Origin of the sequence: Pontibacter locisalis (assembly GCF_042684605.1) — a bacterium.
GTDB lineage: Bacteria > Bacteroidota > Bacteroidia > Cytophagales > Hymenobacteraceae > Pontibacter > Pontibacter locisalis.
In genome coordinates this window covers 239,348-257,267 of the sequence record NZ_JBHULU010000004.1, presented here as the reverse complement: position 1 = coordinate 257,267, position 17,920 = coordinate 239,348, and the positions used below count along the sequence as shown (strand labels likewise).

14 protein-coding genes and 1 tRNA gene are annotated in these 17,920 nt (G+C 45.6%); 6 read left to right on the top strand and 9 right to left on the bottom strand.

Annotated elements, in window-relative coordinates:
• Nucleotides 1-27 precede the first annotated feature (27 nt).
• Nucleotides 28-723 (bottom strand): methyltransferase domain-containing protein, encoded by a 696-nt coding sequence (locus ACFSRY_RS04255; RefSeq protein WP_377503523.1) that lies wholly within the window; start codon nt 721-723, stop codon nt 28-30.
• The gene (locus ACFSRY_RS04250) at nt 704-1,822 is read right to left on the bottom strand and encodes a type III polyketide synthase (protein WP_377503522.1); all 1,119 of its coding nucleotides are present in this window, start codon (nt 1,820-1,822) and stop codon (nt 704-706) included. The genes ACFSRY_RS04255 and ACFSRY_RS04250 overlap by 20 nt, the downstream gene beginning before the upstream one ends.
• Nucleotides 1,823-2,347: 525 nt before the next feature.
• On the opposite strand from ACFSRY_RS04250, the gene ACFSRY_RS04245 reads away from it, so the two are divergent.
• Together ACFSRY_RS04245 and ACFSRY_RS04240 are read left to right on the top strand one after the other, a co-directional pair.
• A complete protein-coding gene (locus ACFSRY_RS04245; RefSeq protein WP_377503521.1) occupies nt 2,348-2,722 on the top strand; it encodes a T9SS type A sorting domain-containing protein in 375 nt (124 codons plus the stop codon).
• A gap of 185 nt (nt 2,723-2,907) precedes the next feature.
• Nucleotides 2,908-3,900 carry an alkaline phosphatase D family protein gene (locus ACFSRY_RS04240; RefSeq protein ID WP_377503520.1) on the top strand — a complete coding sequence of 331 codons (993 nt, stop codon included), beginning with the start codon at nt 2,908-2,910 and terminating at the stop codon, nt 3,898-3,900.
• A 155-nt stretch (nt 3,901-4,055) separates the two neighbouring features.
• Here the strand turns inward: ACFSRY_RS04240 and ACFSRY_RS04235 are convergent, their stop codons facing one another.
• The 3 genes from ACFSRY_RS04235 to ACFSRY_RS04225 all read right to left on the bottom strand — a co-directional run bounded on the left by ACFSRY_RS04235 (nt 4,056) and on the right by ACFSRY_RS04225 (nt 5,853).
• The gene (locus ACFSRY_RS04235; RefSeq protein ID WP_377503519.1) at nt 4,056-4,409 is read right to left on the bottom strand and encodes a hypothetical protein; all 354 of its coding nucleotides are present in this window, start codon (nt 4,407-4,409) and stop codon (nt 4,056-4,058) included.
• A gap of 97 nt (nt 4,410-4,506) precedes the next feature.
• Nucleotides 4,507-4,578: transfer RNA gene (locus tag ACFSRY_RS04230), tRNA-Arg, on the bottom strand.
• A gap of 72 nt (nt 4,579-4,650) precedes the next feature.
• Entirely contained in the window at nt 4,651-5,853 is a 1,203-nt protein-coding gene (locus tag ACFSRY_RS04225) for a Pycsar system effector family protein (RefSeq protein WP_377503518.1), read from the bottom strand.
• A gap of 327 nt (nt 5,854-6,180) precedes the next feature.
• On the opposite strand from ACFSRY_RS04225, the gene ACFSRY_RS04220 reads away from it, so the two are divergent.
• Together ACFSRY_RS04220 and ACFSRY_RS04215 are read left to right on the top strand one after the other, a co-directional pair.
• Nucleotides 6,181-10,002 (top strand): metallophosphoesterase, encoded by a 3,822-nt coding sequence (locus ACFSRY_RS04220; RefSeq protein ID WP_377503517.1) that lies wholly within the window; start codon nt 6,181-6,183, stop codon nt 10,000-10,002.
• 56 nt (nt 10,003-10,058) lie between these two features.
• Nucleotides 10,059-11,087: a DUF6268 family outer membrane beta-barrel protein gene (locus ACFSRY_RS04215; protein ID WP_377503516.1), complete on the top strand. Its 1,029-nt coding sequence runs from the start codon at nt 10,059-10,061 to the stop codon at nt 11,085-11,087.
• An 86-nt stretch (nt 11,088-11,173) separates the two neighbouring features.
• Here the strand turns inward: ACFSRY_RS04215 and ppk1 are convergent, their stop codons facing one another.
• The 4 genes from ppk1 to ACFSRY_RS04195 all read right to left on the bottom strand — a co-directional run bounded on the left by ppk1 (nt 11,174) and on the right by ACFSRY_RS04195 (nt 15,939).
• Nucleotides 11,174-13,282, bottom strand: a complete 2,109-nt coding sequence (ppk1, locus tag ACFSRY_RS04210; protein WP_377503515.1) for a polyphosphate kinase 1 — start codon at nt 13,280-13,282, stop codon at nt 11,174-11,176.
• A gap of 79 nt (nt 13,283-13,361) precedes the next feature.
• Nucleotides 13,362-13,856, bottom strand: coding sequence for a SixA phosphatase family protein (locus ACFSRY_RS04205; RefSeq protein ID WP_377503514.1), 495 nt, complete (start codon nt 13,854-13,856; stop codon nt 13,362-13,364).
• Between the two features lie 176 nt (nt 13,857-14,032).
• A complete protein-coding gene (hflX, locus tag ACFSRY_RS04200; RefSeq protein ID WP_377503513.1) occupies nt 14,033-15,220 on the bottom strand; it encodes a GTPase HflX in 1,188 nt (395 codons plus the stop codon).
• Nucleotides 15,220-15,939, bottom strand: a complete 720-nt coding sequence (locus ACFSRY_RS04195) for a SirB2 family protein (protein ID WP_377503512.1) — start codon at nt 15,937-15,939, stop codon at nt 15,220-15,222. The genes hflX and ACFSRY_RS04195 overlap by 1 nt, the downstream gene beginning before the upstream one ends.
• A gap of 134 nt (nt 15,940-16,073) precedes the next feature.
• On the opposite strand from ACFSRY_RS04195, the gene ACFSRY_RS04190 reads away from it, so the two are divergent.
• Both ACFSRY_RS04190 and rfbC read left to right on the top strand, forming a co-directional pair.
• On the top strand, nt 16,074-17,192 hold the full coding sequence (locus ACFSRY_RS04190; RefSeq protein WP_377503511.1) for a glycosyltransferase family 4 protein: 1,119 nt from the start codon (nt 16,074-16,076) through the stop codon (nt 17,190-17,192).
• A 114-nt stretch (nt 17,193-17,306) separates the two neighbouring features.
• Nucleotides 17,307-17,849 carry a dTDP-4-dehydrorhamnose 3,5-epimerase gene (rfbC, locus tag ACFSRY_RS04185; protein WP_377503510.1) on the top strand — a complete coding sequence of 181 codons (543 nt, stop codon included), beginning with the start codon at nt 17,307-17,309 and terminating at the stop codon, nt 17,847-17,849.
• Nucleotides 17,850-17,920: the final 71 nt, after the last annotated feature.

Here is a 17,920-nt window from a genome sequence, read left to right as displayed (position 1 = left end):
TTGCTGGTTAGTTGCAGTACAATTTAACTATTTATTTAATATCAACTGCCACCGGAAAGCCCACATCCATCTTAAAGAATAATTATGGATGCCGGTTGTATGAATGAGGCGCTGCAGCTCCTCCCGCTTGAACGCCCGCCATACTGAAAGGGGGGCATCGTTCTTTACAAGTCGGGAGCCGGAAAAAGCTGCTGTAATATACTTGATGGAGTAATAAGCAAGCCAGTGCCGGTGCAGGTCATTTATTACTACAGCTATTCGTGCCTGCTGGTACAGTTGCCGGAACATTTGCACCAGTTGAGTATCTGTAAAGTGGTGGCAAAAAAGGCTGCAGACTATTATGTCGTACTTTTCTTCTGCAAAGGCCTCTGAAAAAACATTATGTTGAACGATGCTTATCTCGGGATAAGAAGCGCAGTGTTCTCTGGCATACTGCACCATGAAGTCATTTGCATCTATGCCCTCCAGTTCAACAGCTATCTTCTTCCGCCTTGCCCAATTAGCTATGCTTTTTAGTGTGTCGCCGCCACCGCAGCCAATATCGGCAATGCGTAAGGTGTGGTTCTCAGGCACCTGGAGCTGATCCAGCGCATCAAGTACTACTTTGTATCCGCCAAGCCAGTTGTTGATAACCTCCAGCTCCTCCATATTTTTTCGCAGCTCATCCCCCGACAAAGTCAGGTCGTCCATCAACTCAGGTTCGTTAGACCGTAGCTTTAGCATAGTGCACTTTTAACAGCATAGATTCAAGGGTAAGTCCGGGGCCGAAGGCAAAGCTTAATACTGGCTCGTCTTGCTCTTTTGAGGTAAGCGTTTCCATCAATGCCTTTAACACAAAAAGCACTGTGGCTGATGACATGTTCCCAAAGTCCCGGAGCACCTGATAGGCAAACCGGTTATCTTCACGAGTCATTCCTAATTCCTGCTCTATTACCTCCAGAATGCGTCTGCCGCCTGGGTGTATGGCAAAAAGGTTGATCTCGGATATTTTTGTCTTCAGTCCCTGCAGTAGCCGGTCTGTAAGCTCTTTGATGCCTTTCTTGATGAGATCAGGCACATAGGAGGAGAGGGTCATTTCGAAACCGGTGTCGCCAATGTGCCAGGCCATATCGCGTTTACCCGCTGGTGCCAGGTCGCAATGAAAAGACTGTAGTTCCAGGCAAACTTCCTGGCAAGGCTGCCCCTGCATTAACACAGCTGCGGCACCATCACCAAATAAGGCGTTGGATACCAGGTGATCCTGCTCGGCGTGTTTCTGAAAATGAATGGTGCAGATCTCTGTACAAACTAGCACCACCTTTGCTTCAGGATTTGATTTACAAATAGCGTCAGCCAGCTTTATGGCATTAAAAGCAGCGTAGCATCCCATAAAATTCACAGCGGTGCGTTGCACACAGGAAGAAAGGCTCAGGCGTTCCACCAACTCAATGTCCAGCCCGGGTGCATACATGCCCGTGCAGCTTACCGTGATCAGGTGCGTGAGGTCCTGTAAGTTGACAGAAGAGTTTTCAAGACAGCTGCGGACAGCGTCTTCAGAGAGATCAACAGCATGCTTCCTGTAAAGCTCCATGCGTTGCTGCACTGTCGGGAAAGGCTCCAGCGAAGGTGTGTTGGGGTAAAATGTAAAGTCTCCGTTTTCTCTTGTATAATCCTGCAGCACGCTATAACGCTGACCAATGCCAGATACTCTGTAAAGTGCCTTTAGCTTACGTGTGTCCTGTTCATCAAATTGTAGTGCCTTAGCCATGAAATCAGCTACCTGCATCTGTGGTATTTTGAAAGGTGGGTTTGCAGTGCCTATGGCGCAAATGTAGCTTTTCATGGTTTCGTCTGTTTTTCTTTACCTGTTACCGCTTCGGGCTTAACTAACAAAGAGCAGGCATAAAAGTTATAGTGGTAAGCAGTGCTGCAACAATGAGCAACGGGTATGGATTAAGTACGAAAGCAGCGGAAGAATAGATATATAGCAGTGCATTAGGCACATTAGAGTATTCATTTGTGCATCTGCTGTATTGAAGGGTACACAGTAAAGGGCGCTGCTTTTACATACGAACAGCAAGTGAAGGTAGTAACGATAAAATAAATAAGGGGTGAATAGCATAGCCTGCACATGCCACACGTAATGCAGCTATAAGGCCTCACAAACCACCTCTGAAAACGATTACATCATTTAGTTGTTAATAATGAACAAGATTATACCTTAAGTCCAAAAAGAAAGCTTAGAATTTAGTGAACACCACTTTTTTATAGTGTATAATACAAGAACAAATTAATATTACAGCCGTTCTTAATAAGTGGTACACCTTTTGTACCTTTGATTTAGAACGCTACGATATTTAACATATATATGAGAAAACTTATACTTACGCTATTTGCTTGTACTTCAGTGCTTTTAAGTCAGGCACAGGCCAGGAGCCCTGTAGTTGGTCAGGCCGGACCTGTTGACAAAGTGCAGGTACAGGAGCAGGAGGATGAGGAGATTGCAATTTACCCTAATCCTAGTAATGGCGTGTTTACCATTTCTGTTGCGAACCTCTCTGCAAAGAAGGCAGAGTTACGCATCATAAACGTTATCGGTAATGAGATATACCATGAAACGTTGACCCGAACAGAAGGTCAGTTTTCCAAAACCATAGACTTAAGCGGAAAAGCGAAAGGATTATATTATATTAAACTGGAAACTGACAGTTACAGCTCTGTACGCAGGGTAGTTATAAAATAAATTTTAAAAATTTGTGAAGAAGGCGGCTGTCAGAACAAGACAGTCGCTTTTTTTATACCCCACTTATCGCTTCTTTAACTTACTATTGCTGAACTGAAAAGCGACTTTCACTATATTTGCCCAGACAACCACCTAAATTTGTTATGCTTAAGATCACCTGCAAACTAAACTTGTTTATATGGTTTTTGCTTCTGTTTACTGCCTGCCAAAAACCTGGTACAACTTCACCTGTTGCTAGTTCTGAGCCACTTCATACGGTTGCCTTTGGGTCCTGTAATCGTGAGGATCTGCCGCAGTTGCTTTGGGCTGCTATAAATCAGAGCAATCCGGATGTGTGGGTGTGGTTAGGAGATAACATTTACGGTGACTCCGACACCATGGCGGTACTACAGCGCAAGTATAACATGGTACTACAGGAGCCGGGGTATCAGCAACTGCAGGCAAATGCAAAGGTTATTGGCGTATGGGATGATCATGACTATGGTAAAAATGATGCAGGCAAAGAGTATGAAATGAAAGAGGAGAGCGCTCAGCTTTTCTGGGACTTTATAGGAGAACCTGCCAATAGTCCGCGGCGGCAGCAGGAAGGCGTATACAGTTCTCATACATTCGGGCCGGATGAAAAGCAGGTAAAAGTAATTTTACTGGATAGCCGTTATCACCGCGATTCGCTCGCGCGCATTAACAAAGTTTACCAGGTTAATAGAACTGGTGACATACTAGGGGAGGAACAATGGGAGTGGCTTGAAAAAGAGCTTAAAAACAGCAAGGCTGAAATCAACATTATCGGTAATGGTATACAGATACTGCCGCAGGAACAGGTATTTGAGAAATGGGATAATTTTCCGGCTGCACGCAAACGCCTGTTAAATCTGATTGCCTCCTCTGGTGCGAAAGGGGTTATTCTGCTGAGCGGAGACCGCCATATTGCTGAGATATCAAAAACAACTGTTTCAGGTATGAGCTATCCGCTGTATGAGGTAACAAGCAGCGGTCTTACACATGTGTATAGCGGCAGTAATGTGGAGCCGAATAAATACCGTGTCGGGGTGTTGATAAAGCAGGTGAATTTTGGGGTGCTAAACTTTGACTGGAGCAATAATACTGTAAAGGTTGATATGCTGATAAAAGGCGAGGGAGGTGAAGTGCTGCTAAAGGAGACTGTTAGCTATCATTAACAACTGGCTTTCAAAAACGGTTTTACCCAAAGCAGGATAGCAGACGAGGTGCTGCCTAAAAAGTCATTGCGATGTAAAAGTCCCGGAGACCTATCAGGCTTAGCGTTTGATAGGTTTTCTTTTAAACTGGTCAGCTGACCAATTTCCTGTTAGACCTAGTTCTTTTCCGGGAGGATAGTTTTAGGTATATAACCTGTCATCGATATGGTATCTTTCCGGATTCTGGCACGCACAAAAATATTGTGTGATGTATCCAGAACCTGAATCTGTTGAGAAGTGTCGAAACTGGTAATTGATTTACTTTCGAAGGCGGGGCTGGCGTAAAGTTCTCCGCTGATCAGGGGTTGCGTAACCATGATCACATCAGCTGGCAGCGGAGCCTGCTCGCCTGTTTCACTGGCTACAGTAGCCTCAGAAGCATCCTGTTCAATTTCTTCATGGCTGCTATCCCTGCAAGAGGCGACAGACAGAAGCAAAACAGAAAGAAATGGTATTAAGAGTTTTCTCATCTGGGACACATATACATATGGTTCTATGTATATGCTAATACTTTAAATAATGTTACAACCGGGCAATTTAAGTTTTTGTGAGTCAGGTAATTTGTAGTGGCCCTGCCAGGAATCGAACCTGGATCTAGAGTTTAGGAAACTCCTATTCTATCCATTGAACTACAGGGCCGGATTGCCAGGTGCTAGAGGCAAATTTAAGCCAAATAAAGTATTGTGCAAAAGTAAAAAAGGCGATTAAACTTTATTCTGAAGGCCCATAATATAAAACTGCGATTCCGAAGGCAGTAACTGTGAGTACAAGGCCTACCATAAAGATTGTGTAGGAAACGCGCAGGATCTTATATTTCCGCCTGAGTACCTCCCCCAGGTAATATATGTCCGTGATCATATTGTTGTACAAAGACTTTTTATCGCGCATGATCTCGTGCATTCCATGCTGAAATTCCTCGAGCTCCAGGTTTGTAAAGTTTCCAAAGAAAAGCAGGTTTACCTTACGGCTGTTGATCCTATTTTTATTGAATGTAAAACTGGTTACCTCTGGCTGAGCTGAAATAATGGCAAACACAATGGAACCTAAGGTAGTAAGCAGCAGCAAGCCAATTGGTATGATAAGTGTGCGGTGTTGCGCAAACTCAGTCCCGGTAACAGATGTCTTTGCACTGAGGTATGTAATTACAACCGACAAGATAATCGCGTTGATACTGATCATCATGTTGGCCTTGTTGTCGGCCATGGCACTTAAGTCAAGGTGTGTGCGATAGGTGTTACGAAACATGGTTTCGATACCCCGCTTTGGCTGCGCCAGTGTTTCCCGGTGCTTTTTATCCGCCTTTTTCTTTTTCTTTACTTCCTTGCTTAAGCGATTTCGTTGCTCCTGTATGTTTAGCCCAAGCTGCCCTGCAAACTTTCGCTGCGCCTGATTGGTATGAAAAGTAGTCGTAAGCAGGAAGTCAATTTGAAACTGTGCCCACTCCCGGTCAGTAAAGAACTTCTCCTTAAATATCTCCCACTCCACGCGGAGTAGCTCTGCTGTACCAAAGAAAGTTTCTTTGCCAATGTTCGCCATATCGGCGTCTACCATAATCTCCTGCAGGAGCCCCTCAGGTTCCTGGTCGTGCTTGGTTGCTTTTATAAGTCCACTAATGCGGTCTATCCGTTCTTCCGGGTATTGCTGCTCTTGTAGCCAGTCTTTTGCGATATTTATACTTTCTTCCTCATGGCCTGTATAGGTATTTATGTAACCTGTGTCGTGGAACCAGGAGGCTAATAGCAGGTCCTGAAGCTCATCTTCAGGTATTTTGCTAAGTTTACCCAGATCTTCGGCTTCTGCAACTGTCTCGAAAGTATGTTTATAGTTATGGTATACAAGCTTTTTCGATAGTCTCCCCTTAAAAAGCTTGAAGACATATTCCCCGGCCTGTTTTACAATATTTGCGTCTTTCATAGTTGTTGTTTTCTGCGCTGGCATAAGGGAAATTCCCGGCACAGTTAAAATACAGTGTATGCGCTACACATGATGTTTGCGGTTACGTTGAAAACAGCTTTTTGTTAGTAAAATCCGTTATACTGGTAGTAGGTGTGCACCGCCTGGAGCATACAACTTAATACATTTTCATTACGTTTATGAAACCCGATCTTGCCGCAACCGTGGTATTGTGCAACATGCTGATCTGTGCTGCTAAAAAGTGCAGTCCCAGTGCCTCTGATATTGTAAATAAACATAAACAAAAGGCTCCCATCGGGCAAGACTGCTAAAGCTTTCGAGTTAACTATGATTAAAAACCTGCAGAAAAAACACCGGTTTTACCTGAAGTACCTTGGTCAGGTGTGTCTGATATTTCTGATGGTGGGGTGTGTATCCACAGAACCATACTACGGCAAAAATATACAGGATTGGGAGAGGGAAAAGCCTGATCCTGAAAATAAGCTTCTTTACACTGTGTTCCTGATTGGTGATGTAGGGGCACCTGATCTGGATGGAGAACCCTCCATGATCCTGATGCGGAAGCAAATGGAAGAGGCTGGTGCACAAAGTGCTACCATTTTTCTGGGAGACAATGTTTACCACAATGGTTTACCACCTGTAGGCCGATACGATCGCGAAATATCCGAGCAGCGTCTTAACGCTCAGCTGGACATTCTGAAAGGCTATGAAGGGGAGAAGTACATGATTCCGGGAAACCACGACTGGAACCACAGCGGCCGTGGTGGCGTCGATGCGGTTACGCGGGAGCAGCGTTATGTGAACGAATATCTCTCAGATGAAAACATTGTAGTGGGAGGAGACTTCTTTGTGCCCGGTGATGGTTGCCCAGGTCCTTATGAAGTGAAGATAAGCGATGACCTTGTACTAATAGCAATAGATTCTGAATGGTGGCTGCACCCGTTTGACAGACCATACGGAGATAACAGTAATTGTGGATCTGCAACAGAGCTGGATTTCCTGATAGAGATGGAGGACATCATCGAGAAGAACAGTGGCAGTGATATTGTGGTTGTAGGGCATCACCCTCTAATGACAAGGGGCAGCCATGGCGGCTTTTTCACGCTTCGGGATCACCTCTTCCCTTTTACCATGCTCCGCAAGTGGATGTATTTACCAATGCCAGTGATTGGCTCAATCTATCCCTTTGCCAGGAAATATGGGGGCATTCTGCAAGATATTCCGCACCCGCGTTATACAGCTCTTGTAGAAGGTTTAATGGGAATATTCACGAAGTATGATAACGTAGTTTATGCTGCAGGCCATGAGCATGGCCTTGAGTATTTCGAGTATCAGGATGTGCCGTTAATTGTCAGTGGGTCTGGCTGTAAAATTCAGTACTTAAACAATGGCGGTGACTATACAAAGTACCTTCAGTCCATAAAAGGCTTCGCAAAGCTCTTATACTATGAGAATGGAGAGGTGTGGACAGAGTTTTGGGTTCCGGAGGAAGGCGGAGAGGTAGGTAGAGTCACCTACAGAACACCGGTTTATACTAAAAAGCCACGTAAAGAAGAGCCCCCTATTGTAGATAGAACAGATTATGCTGACAGTACTATAACGCTTGCTGCCAACCCTGCATACAAAGCCTCCAGCTTTAGAAAAAAAATACTGGGAGACCATTACCGTACTGAATGGGCTACAGAGGTAGAGGTGCCGCTGCTTGACATGAAAAACGAACTGGGTGGGCTACGGCCTTATATGAAAGGTGGTGGTAAGCAAACGGCGACATTAAAAGTACGAAATCCGGATGCAAAAGAATATGTACTTCGTGCTGTAGACAAAGATCCTACCATGGCCTTGCCTATGTTCCTGCGGCAGACTGTTGCAAAAGACCTGCTGCAAGATCAAATATCAGCTCAACACCCTTATGGCGCCTTGATTGTTCCAAAGCTAGCTGATGCGGCAGGTGTATATCACACAAACCCTCGCTTGGTTTTTATTCCTGACACGCCTTACCTGCGGCAGTACAGAGACGAGTTTGGAAACACAGTTGCTTTTTTAGAGGAAGACGCAGACGAAAATCATGAAGAAATCGCAAGTCTTGGTTACGCAAAAAACCTTGTGGGTACCGACAAGGTGCTGGAGGAACTGGAGCAGGATAACGATAATGAGGTAGACCAGGAAGAGTATGTACGCGCGCGCCTGTTTGATATGCTTATCGGGGACTGGGACCGGCATGAAGGACAGTGGCGTTGGGTAGAGGAAAAGAAGGAAAATGACAAGGGAAAAGTTTACATACCTGTACCGGAAGACCGGGATCAGGCCTTCTTTAAAATAGATGGGATATTGCCCTGGTTAGCTACCCGCAAGTGGGGCGTAAGAAAAGTGCAGAACTTTGCCTTTGAATACCGGGATATTATCGGCTTGAACCTAAACGGACTCACCTTAGACCGTACTCTAACCTCCCGCATAACCCGTGAGGAATGGATGCGCATAGCAGAAGACATTAAAGCCAGCATAACGGATGAAGTGATACGGGAAGCCGTGAACACCTGGCCGGAAGAAATCCGGAAGATTTCCGGGGATGAGATTATTGCCAAGCTTCAGTCAAGAAGAGATAAGCTGCCGCAGGCTGCAAAAGAATATTTTGATTTTCTGGTACAGCACATTGATTTGTCTGGCAGTGACAAGCATGAGCGTTTTGAGATAAAGCGCCTGAACAACGAGGAACTGGAAGTGACAGTTTACAAACTGTCTAAGGAAGGGGAAATACTAGAGAAGATGTTTAGCCGCACCTTCTACACAAATGAGACCGAGGAGGTGCGGATTTATGGTATGGATGGAAAGGATGAATTCATCATCACCGGTGATGTGGATGAAAGTATCGTTGTGCGCATAATCGGAGGAGGAGATAGTGATAGAATTATTGACACCTCTCATGTAAGCGGCCTTAAAAAACACACTATTGTATACGACACCGAGGAAGGAAATGAGTTTAACTTCAGCTCCGAGACAAAAGACAAGACAGATGAGCAGGAGGAAGTCAATCTGTACGTTCGTGACAACTATAAAATACCATACCTGGGGCCAAGGCTTTCTGCAGAATATAACGTGGATGATGGGGTGTTTTTGGGTGCAGGTCTTTTGCTTCGAACGCACGGGTTCCGCAAAAATCCTTATGCTTCGGAGCACCTTCTGGAGACAAACTTTGCTTTTCTGACAAACTCATTCAATGTGCAGTACACTGGTGATGTACGCTATATTATGGGTAGGTGGAGCCTGGCTTTAGATGGTTTACTTGAAGGGCCACAATACCAGCGTAACTTTTATGGGCTAGGCAACTTTACGGATCAGGCTCCCGATTTGAGTGATAAGTTCTATCGGGTGCGCTACAGCCGTGTAGACCTCCGGGCTTCTATCTATAAAGACATCAGTTCATTTTTAAAGGTAGGGTTTGGCCCGACTTACGACCGTTTTGAAGTAGAGATGCCATCGCATGAGACATTCCTGCTGGAACAGGCAAGACAGGGAATTCTGCGGGAAGGTACTTATGATCCTGTAGAAGGTCAGTTTGAGGTACAACATTACGGAGGGGCAACAGCTTATGCTAACCTGGTGGTGCTTGGTGGTGGCAGCACAGTAGCAAACCCAGACATAGGTATGCGCTGGTCTAACCGCATCAGCTATAACCACCAGTTGGGAGGGGAGCAGCTAAGCTATACACGTGTTAGCTCAGAGTTTACTTTTTATATCAGTCCAAATTTCCCCTTCCAACTCACGTGGGCGGGCAGAATAGGTGGAGCACACAATTTTGGAGACTATCGCTTTTATCAAGCTAATACGTTGGGAGGCACAGAGAACCTTAGGGGTTACCGCCGTGCCCGCTTCTCCGGAACAAGTAGCATTTATGCCAATGGAGAAGCACGATTAGAGCTGTTTAACTTTAATATGTACCTGGCTCCGGGAAAATTTGGAGTGCTGGGCCTGTTAGATTTGGGGCGTGTCTACTACAAAGAAGACCCAAAACATACTTTCTTCCGTAGTTTACATACTGGTTATGGAGGAGGTATCTGGGTAGATGCCTTAAACAGTTCGGTAGTATCGCTTACGTATGCCGTTGGCGAAACTGATAAACTGTGGATGCTCAAATTTGGATTCTTCTTTTAGCCAATTAATGTACAATTGCGAGCGCCATCAACTCTGCTAACGCAGGAAAAGAAACTATGAAAAAACTATTTTTACTAGGGATAACATTTTGTCTGCTTTTTCCTTTATTCCCAAAAGTCTTAGCACAACCGCCAGAAATTGAGTCATTGGATTTGTATGCCTCACCAGGTGTACGTGGCATGGGTAAACCGCAAGGCGTAGTGATCAGGTATGAGCGCCTGCCTGATTTTGGTTTAGAATCTGAATCTGATGATCCCAGGCTAGGGGACGGAGAAGGACAAATAAGGCGGCACAATAAATTTGCCGTACGTGCTCTCGCCCCACTTTTAAATAAGCCCCAGACAAAGCTCATTCTTGGCTTCGAATATGAGTTAGAGGAGTTTAACTTCGAAGGACTGAACGAAACTTCCTACGATCTGTACCGTTACCTGGAGGATAAAAACTTAAAGAGTATTGGAGTGCAACTGGCCTATCTGCGCTCGATAAGTGAACGCAATTTTTACCTGATCCGCTTAAAGGGAGAACTAAATGGCGACTATACACAAGACAACATTAAAGTCTCTGATTACATTAAAGCTACTGTGGACGTGGCTTACGGCTGGAAAAAAACTCCTGACTACTCTATTGGTGTAGGCTTACAGTGGGGTTACACCTTTGGAAGGCAGAGAATTTTCCCTGGTATTTTGTACAACCGCACCTTCAATCCTAATTGGGGCATAGAGTCTATTTTCCCGGCTAATTTTAGACTGCGCTACAATGCTAATGAGAAAACCTTGTTCTATACAGGGTATCGTTTGGAAGGTGCTAGTTATAATATAATTGCTGACAGAACTGCCTTGGCAGAATTCGGAGAGATAGAGCTTCGCCGCACGGATATAAAAGGCTTGGTACGCATGGAACGTGAGATTTATGACTTTTTATGGTTTGCTGTAGAAAGCGGCTACCGAAGGTACTACAGGCACCGTATTTTTGACGAAATAGGCTCTACGGATGAGCTAATAACAAACGATCTTAAAGGTGCCGGCTATGTGGAAGTGCAGCTATTTCTTGTTCCGCCACGAAAATGGTCAGAACGTAGCAATTAAAAACATTAGAAATATTACCTCTTCAAACAGCGGGGCCAGCTACTACATAGCTGGCCCCGCTGTTTGAAGAGGTGTTTTTGTTGCTATTATACTTCGCAGGCTGGGTCTTTCCCCTCAGGCACCAGGTCGCGAAGAAACTCATAAGAGACATATTGAGACCGTACATTAGTAGGGGATTCCTGCTCGAAATAGCTGTTATCTACATTTCGGGCCTTTATGTCGTCAGATAGCTGAATATCGATGATTCCCCTAATCTCCTTGATTAAGTCAGGTTGCAGTAGCGGGAAAGCCACTTCTATGCGGCGATTCAGGTTTCGTGTCATCCAGTCGGCAGACGCTATATAGTATTTCTCTTCTCCGTTGTTATGGAAGATGTAAACACGTGCATGCTCCAGGTAGCGGTCCACTATACTGCGCACTGTTATGTTTTCGCTTATACCTTTTACGCCTGGCTGTAAGCAGCAAATGCCCCGCACCAGTAAGTCTATTTTCACACCTGCCTGGCTCGCCGTATAAAGTTTCTTGATCATGCGCTCATCCTGCAGTGCATTCATCTTAAGAATCATCCGGGCAGGCAAGCCTTTTTTAGCATTCTTTATCTCTGTGTCAATCATTTTCACAAAGCTCTGGCGCATGTTGATCGGTGCCACCAACAGGTGCTTAAACTCCTTGTCGGGTTGCCGGTCAATGAAGAACTCAAATACCTGCTCCATGTCTTTCGTAAGCCTTGGGTCTGATGTGAACAGGGCATGGTCAGCGTAAATTTTTGAAGTATCCTCGTTATAGTTACCTGTGCTTAAATAGGCATAGTTTACCAGTCTTCCTTTCTCGTTTCGGGTGATCAGCCCTAACTTGGAGTGAACTTTAAGATCAGGGAGGCCGAAAATTACGTTGGCACCTGCCTTTTGTAGCTTACCTGCCCAGAAAATGTTAGATTCCTCATCAAAACGCGCTTTTAGCTCCACAACCACCGTTACCAGCTTACCGTTTTTAGCTGCTTTTACTAAGGCTTTGGCAATGGCAGATTTGTTGGCAACCCGGTACAAAGTTGCACTCATAGCCGTTACTTTCGGATCAACAGCAGCCTGGTTAAACAGGCGCAGCACATAATCAAAGGATTGGTAAGGATAGTGTACCAGGTAATCCTTCTTTTTCATGGCCTCCAGCATACTTGGCTCCTTTTCCAGCTGAGGGTGCACCAGCGTAGGCTGCGGGGTGTACTTCAGGTCAGGAAGGTTAAAATCAGGGAAATCAAAAAAGTCCCGGAAGTTGTGGTATTTGCTGCCCTCCACCAGTTCTTCTTCTGTGATGGCGGTATGCTTCATCATCCTTTCCAGTAATTCCTGAGGCGTTTCAGGATCATACAGGAGACGGGCAGGGTAGCCAGTTTCTCTTTTTTTAAGGCTCTTTCTGATCTTAGCCATAAGATTACCCGATACCTCTTCCTCTATATCTAATTCAGCATCCCTGGATACCTTAACAGCATGCGCATGAAATGTGGTGTAGTCCGGGAACATTAATGGCAGGCAGAACCTTATTACATCGTCTATAAACATCACATGGCGATGCCCTTTAACAGTAGGGAGCTTTACAAAGCGACTGCCGTGCTTTTTAGTTGGTATCTCCAGCATGCCGAAGCGCTGTGGCTTACAATCTTTGTTCTTCTTTGGGTCAAGCATCTGGACCCCTAAATAAACTGTCTGGTCTTTCAGGAACAGGTGTGTTTCTGTTTCATCGAGTATAATAGGTAATAATAGAGGTTCGAGGGTTTCTTTAAAGTAGTTCTTTACCCAGGTCTGCTGCGTCTTATTCAGGTCGTGCTCGGTTAGCAGGTGAATATCGTGCTCACGCAAGTCAGCAAGTATGCCATCCCGGAACACCTTCCCAAACTCCTCCTGCTGCCTGCGCACCTCCTGTATTACCAGGTCCAGCGTTTCAGAAGGTTCTTCATCAAGCTTTTTCCGGGTCTTCTTCTTTAGTTTAATCAGGCGCTTCATGGTGGCAACCCGTACTTTAAAATACTCATCCAGGTTAGATGAGAAAATAGCCATAAACTTTATGCGCTCCAGCAAGGGTACGCGTTTATCTTTTGCCTCCTGCAGCACTCTATAGTTGAAAGCTAGCCAACTAAGCTCCCGGTTGATAAGGGGAAATTCCGGAGAGGTTTTCTGCTCTTTCTTTTGCTCTTTTTCCATCTTTTTTGCGTGTGTGCCTCCAACTGCCTCATCTACCTTTGTAGTAAGTCTGGTGTTATTTAGAAAGAGGCAACGGTAGTTATTTGTAGTTTTTAGGGAAGTCGTAAAACAGCAGTGTTGCGTTGTTTCTGCTGATGTCGTACCAGCTATCGCACTTAAACTCCAGTGCAACGACGCCTGTGGTGGGTAAACTGGCTACATGATCCGGGGTAAGTGTGTTAGCAAAGTCGGAAATAGCTTCGTTATGCCCCACCAGCATCAGGTACTGCACCTCTGCTGGAGCAGATTGTACTATCTCCAACAGTTCTTCCTTGCCTGCTCCGTATATTTCTTCTTTCACAACAATATCATCTGCATCATAGTCCATCTCTTTGCCTACTAGCGTAGCCGTAGAGATAGCCCTTACTGCGGAACTGGACATAATCATGTTGGGCTTCACACCTCTTGAGTGTAGCTCCTGGCCTATTAATTCAGCATCATTACGGCCGCGCTTGTTTAGAGGGCGATCATGGTCGCTCAGTTCTTCGAACTCCCAACTCGATTTAGCGTGCCTGAGGATATATAGCGTCTTCATATTGTTTTGGTTTCGTAGCCACCGTTATTACAGAAATGACAACAACAGTAGCTTTGCTAATTACTGAAACTATGGGTAATTGGTTGTGCCGGCAGGGGTGAACGGCTCTGCCTAGGAAGAGAAATAAAAAAGGAGCCGTTTACCTGCGACTCCTCTTAAAACAGAAAGATTAAACATTAAACATTGTTCGGATACCGTTCATAGTGTATTTCAGATACTCTTCTTAGCAGCTCCTCACGCAGTTCCTCTATGTTCAGCTTATTTGTGGCGGATATAAAAAGAGCCGGGGCATGTTCTTTTGCCATATAAGTGGCTTTCAGATCATCGATAGACGGGCGAACGTCTGCTCCTTCGTCTTTAAGCTCCTGTTCACGCTGCTCCAGGTATTGGTCTATTTTATTGAATACCAGCAGTACAGGCTTATCAGCAGCATTTATATCCTTTAGTGTCTCGTTCACTACGGCGATATGATCTTCGAAAGAAGGGTGTGATACATCCACTACATGCATCAGCAGATCTGCCTCACGTATTTCATCCAGCGTGGATTTAAATGATTCGATCAGCTTGGTTGGCAGTTTACGGATGAACCCTACCGTATCAGAAAGCAGGAAGGGCACATTTTCGAACACTACTTTGCGGACAGTAGCGTCTACGGTTGCGAATAGCTTATTTTCTGCAAACACCTCGGATTTGGAGAGCAGGTTCATGATCGTGGACTTACCTACGTTGGTATAACCAACCAAAGCTACCCGCACAACGCCGGCACGTGCCTTCCGTTGTTCAAAATTCTGCTTTTCAAACTTCTTTAAACGCTCGCGCAGCAAAGAGATCTTGTCGCGCACAATACGACGGTCAGTCTCGATTTCCGTTTCACCTGGTCCTTTCATACCGATACCACCTTTTTGCTTGGAAAGGTGCGTCCAGAGGTTTGTAAGGCGGGGAAGCAGGTATTGGTACTGCGCCATTTCAACCTGGGCATGTGCCTGGGCAGTTTTGGCACGCAAGGCAAATATGTCTAGTATCAGCAAGCTGCGGTCTACTATCTTCACCTGCAGTTCACGCTCGATGTTACGGACCTGGGAAGGGCTGAGGTCATCATCAAAGATGACCATGTCAGTAGCATGTTCCTGTATAAAGGCCTTGATCTCTTCCAGCTTACCACTTCCGACAAAAGTGGCTCTGTCTGGCTTGTCCAGTTTCTGGATGAAGCGCTTTACTGTTTCTGCTCCGGCAGTTTCAGTTAAAAAAGCAAGCTCATCGAGGTACTCGTTGGTTTGCTCATCGGTTTGGCGGTAGCCGGGTACGGCCACAAGTACGGCGGTCTCGCGTGGTTTGGCGGTCTCGTAATATTTCTTTTTACCCATTATTTATTTTTAAGCGTCATGGTATAGGCCGCAAGTGCCTCAGCTTCCTGTTCGGTTAGCTGTTCATTGAAGCCAGGCATCAGGCCGCGGCCGTTCTCGATTACGTTTATACGTTCCTTCAGGCTTAAGTTGCTAATTGTAAGCCTGGCGGCACCGCCTAAACCTTTTGTTCCGTCAGTGCCGTGGCAGGTAGCACATACCTGCGTATAGATTGCTTTTGCATTGGTTAACTGTGCCTCATTCATGGAAGAAATTATCTCCTCCGGAGCACCTGCGTCTGAAATTACGGGAGCACCTGTTTCTGGTGTTTCACCTGGCACTGGTGCAGTCGTGGTGTTTCGAACAGGGCCAGGTTGCTGCATGGTCAGGCTTTTAGTTTCTGCCACTCCATATACGTAAAGGAAAATAAGCAGTGCCAGGATAGTAAGTAACTTGCTGTGGCGCCTGAGTCCGACAATCCCTATAGGGATAGCCAAAAGCACCAGTATCACCTTTGTAATTAACCAGCCTGGCATTCCATTGTACAGGTACAGCAGATAGCCGCCGCTAACCAAAATAAGGATGCCAAAAACCGCATCCAGGGCTTTAGTATAGCGCTTTGCCTTCTCAAGTTGCTTGTGCTTGTTCAGGAATAACAGGATTGCCTTCGCTGTGAAAAGAATCAGGAACAGGATAACTACTAATACATGCGTGTGCAGCGCTGTGACCGTTTCTTGCATTTTTTCTTAGGGTGCCTTGTAGTGTTTGAAAAATACAGACGCAATTTACTTTAAAATTTCTGATGCCACCTCTTAAGTATAGAACTTAGAAAGTTGAGCTAAAGAATTGTATCTTTGTTTGCCAGACAGCACCTATGCGCATCGCCATTGTTATAAACACCTCCTGGAATATTTTTAACTTTCGGTTAAGCCTGATCAGGGCTTTGCTGGCAGAAGGGCACGAAGTAGTGGCGATTGCACCGCAGGATGTTTACTCAGAAAAATTGATTGCTGCTGGCTGTAAGTTTGTACCTGTGAGAATGGAAAAGGGAACAAACCCTTTCACAGACCTGCTACTGATAAGCCGCCTCTACAAAACATACAAGCGCGTAAAGCCGGATGTGGTGCTGCACTATACCATCAAGCCCAACATATACGGGGCCATTGCGGCGCACTGGGCAAGTATACCTGCTATTAATAATGTGTCGGGGCTGGGTACGGTTTTTATTACCAAAGACTATATTTCTGGTATCGCTCTTAAGTTGTACAAGTTCTCTTTTCGCTTTCCTGCAAAAGTCTTTTTCCAGAACCAGGATGACCGGCGCTTATTTCTGCGCAACAAACTGGTAAGTGCCGGCAAAACAGAAGTGCTTCCGGGGTCAGGGATTAACCTGCAGGAGTTCCTGCCAGCAGATCAGTTTAAGCGGAACAAGCGATTTACCTTCCTGATGGTGGCGAGGGTGCTCTATGATAAGGGTATTGTGGAGTTTGTAAAAGCAAGCAAGCTGATTCAGGAGAAGTACCCACATGTAAAGTGCCAGTTGCTGGGCCAGGTAGATGAGCGGAGCCGCTCCGGCATCAAGCAGCAGAAACTGCAGGAGTGGCTTGCGACAGGCGTGATCGAATACTTGGGTGCCACTGACGATGTAGCTAGTGTAATAGCTGGTGCAGATTGCGTGGTGCTGCCATCGTACCGCGAAGGTACTCCCCGGACTTTACTGGAGGCCGCTGCGATGGCAAAGCCGATTGTAGCCACAAATGTGCCGGGCTGCCGTGAGGTGGTGCAGGATGGGGTAAATGGGCTGCTCTGCCGTGTACGGAATGCGAAAAATCTGGCAGAGAAGATGATGCAAATGCTTCAGCTAAGCGACAAGGAACTGGAGCAGATGGGGCAATCCAGCAGACAAGTAGCTGTCACCCGTTTTGATGATCGCATCGTGATTCAAAAATACCTGCAGGCTATAGAGGAGGTGGGGAATCAGGTGATCGTGTAGTATTGAATGAGTGGTTGAGTGAATTAGTGAATGGTGTTGAGATCAGATGCGTTGTTCTTATCTTACTTATTAAAGCGGTTTTAAAAACATAAAATATATTTTCATAAAGAGTAAATGGATCATAAGCTTTTCCATATTAAAGGCCTGATAGAGTTCATGCCGCGTGTGTTCAGAGATGACAGGGGATATTTTTTAGAAACCTACAGTGAGAAGTGGTTTGCCCCTTTTGGCATACAGCCCAACTTTGTACAGGATAACCAGTCGGTGTCTACAAAAGGGGTTCTACGCGGACTGCACTTTCAGAAGCCGCCGCACGCGCAGGGAAAACTGGTAAGAGTAAGCACTGGTAAAGCTCTTGATGTGGCAGTGGACCTTCGCAAAGACTCCCCGACTTTCGGGCAGCATATAGCTTGTGTGTTGGATGCTGAGAAGCAGAACCTGTTTTACATACCGGAAGGCTTTGCGCATGGCTTTGTTGCGCTGGAAGACAACACTACCTTCCTGTATAAATGCACAGACTTTTATGAGCCTTCAGCAGAGGGAGGTATACTTTGGAACGATCCTTCACTTGGCATTGACTGGGGAGTTGACGAGCCGTTAGTGTCTCCGAAGGATGAGGTACTGCCGGTGCTGAAGCACTTTGATTCTCCGTTTTAAGAAGGTTAAACGTATAAACACAAAAGCCGGAAGCATTGATGCTTCCGGCTTTTGTGTTTATGAATTACATA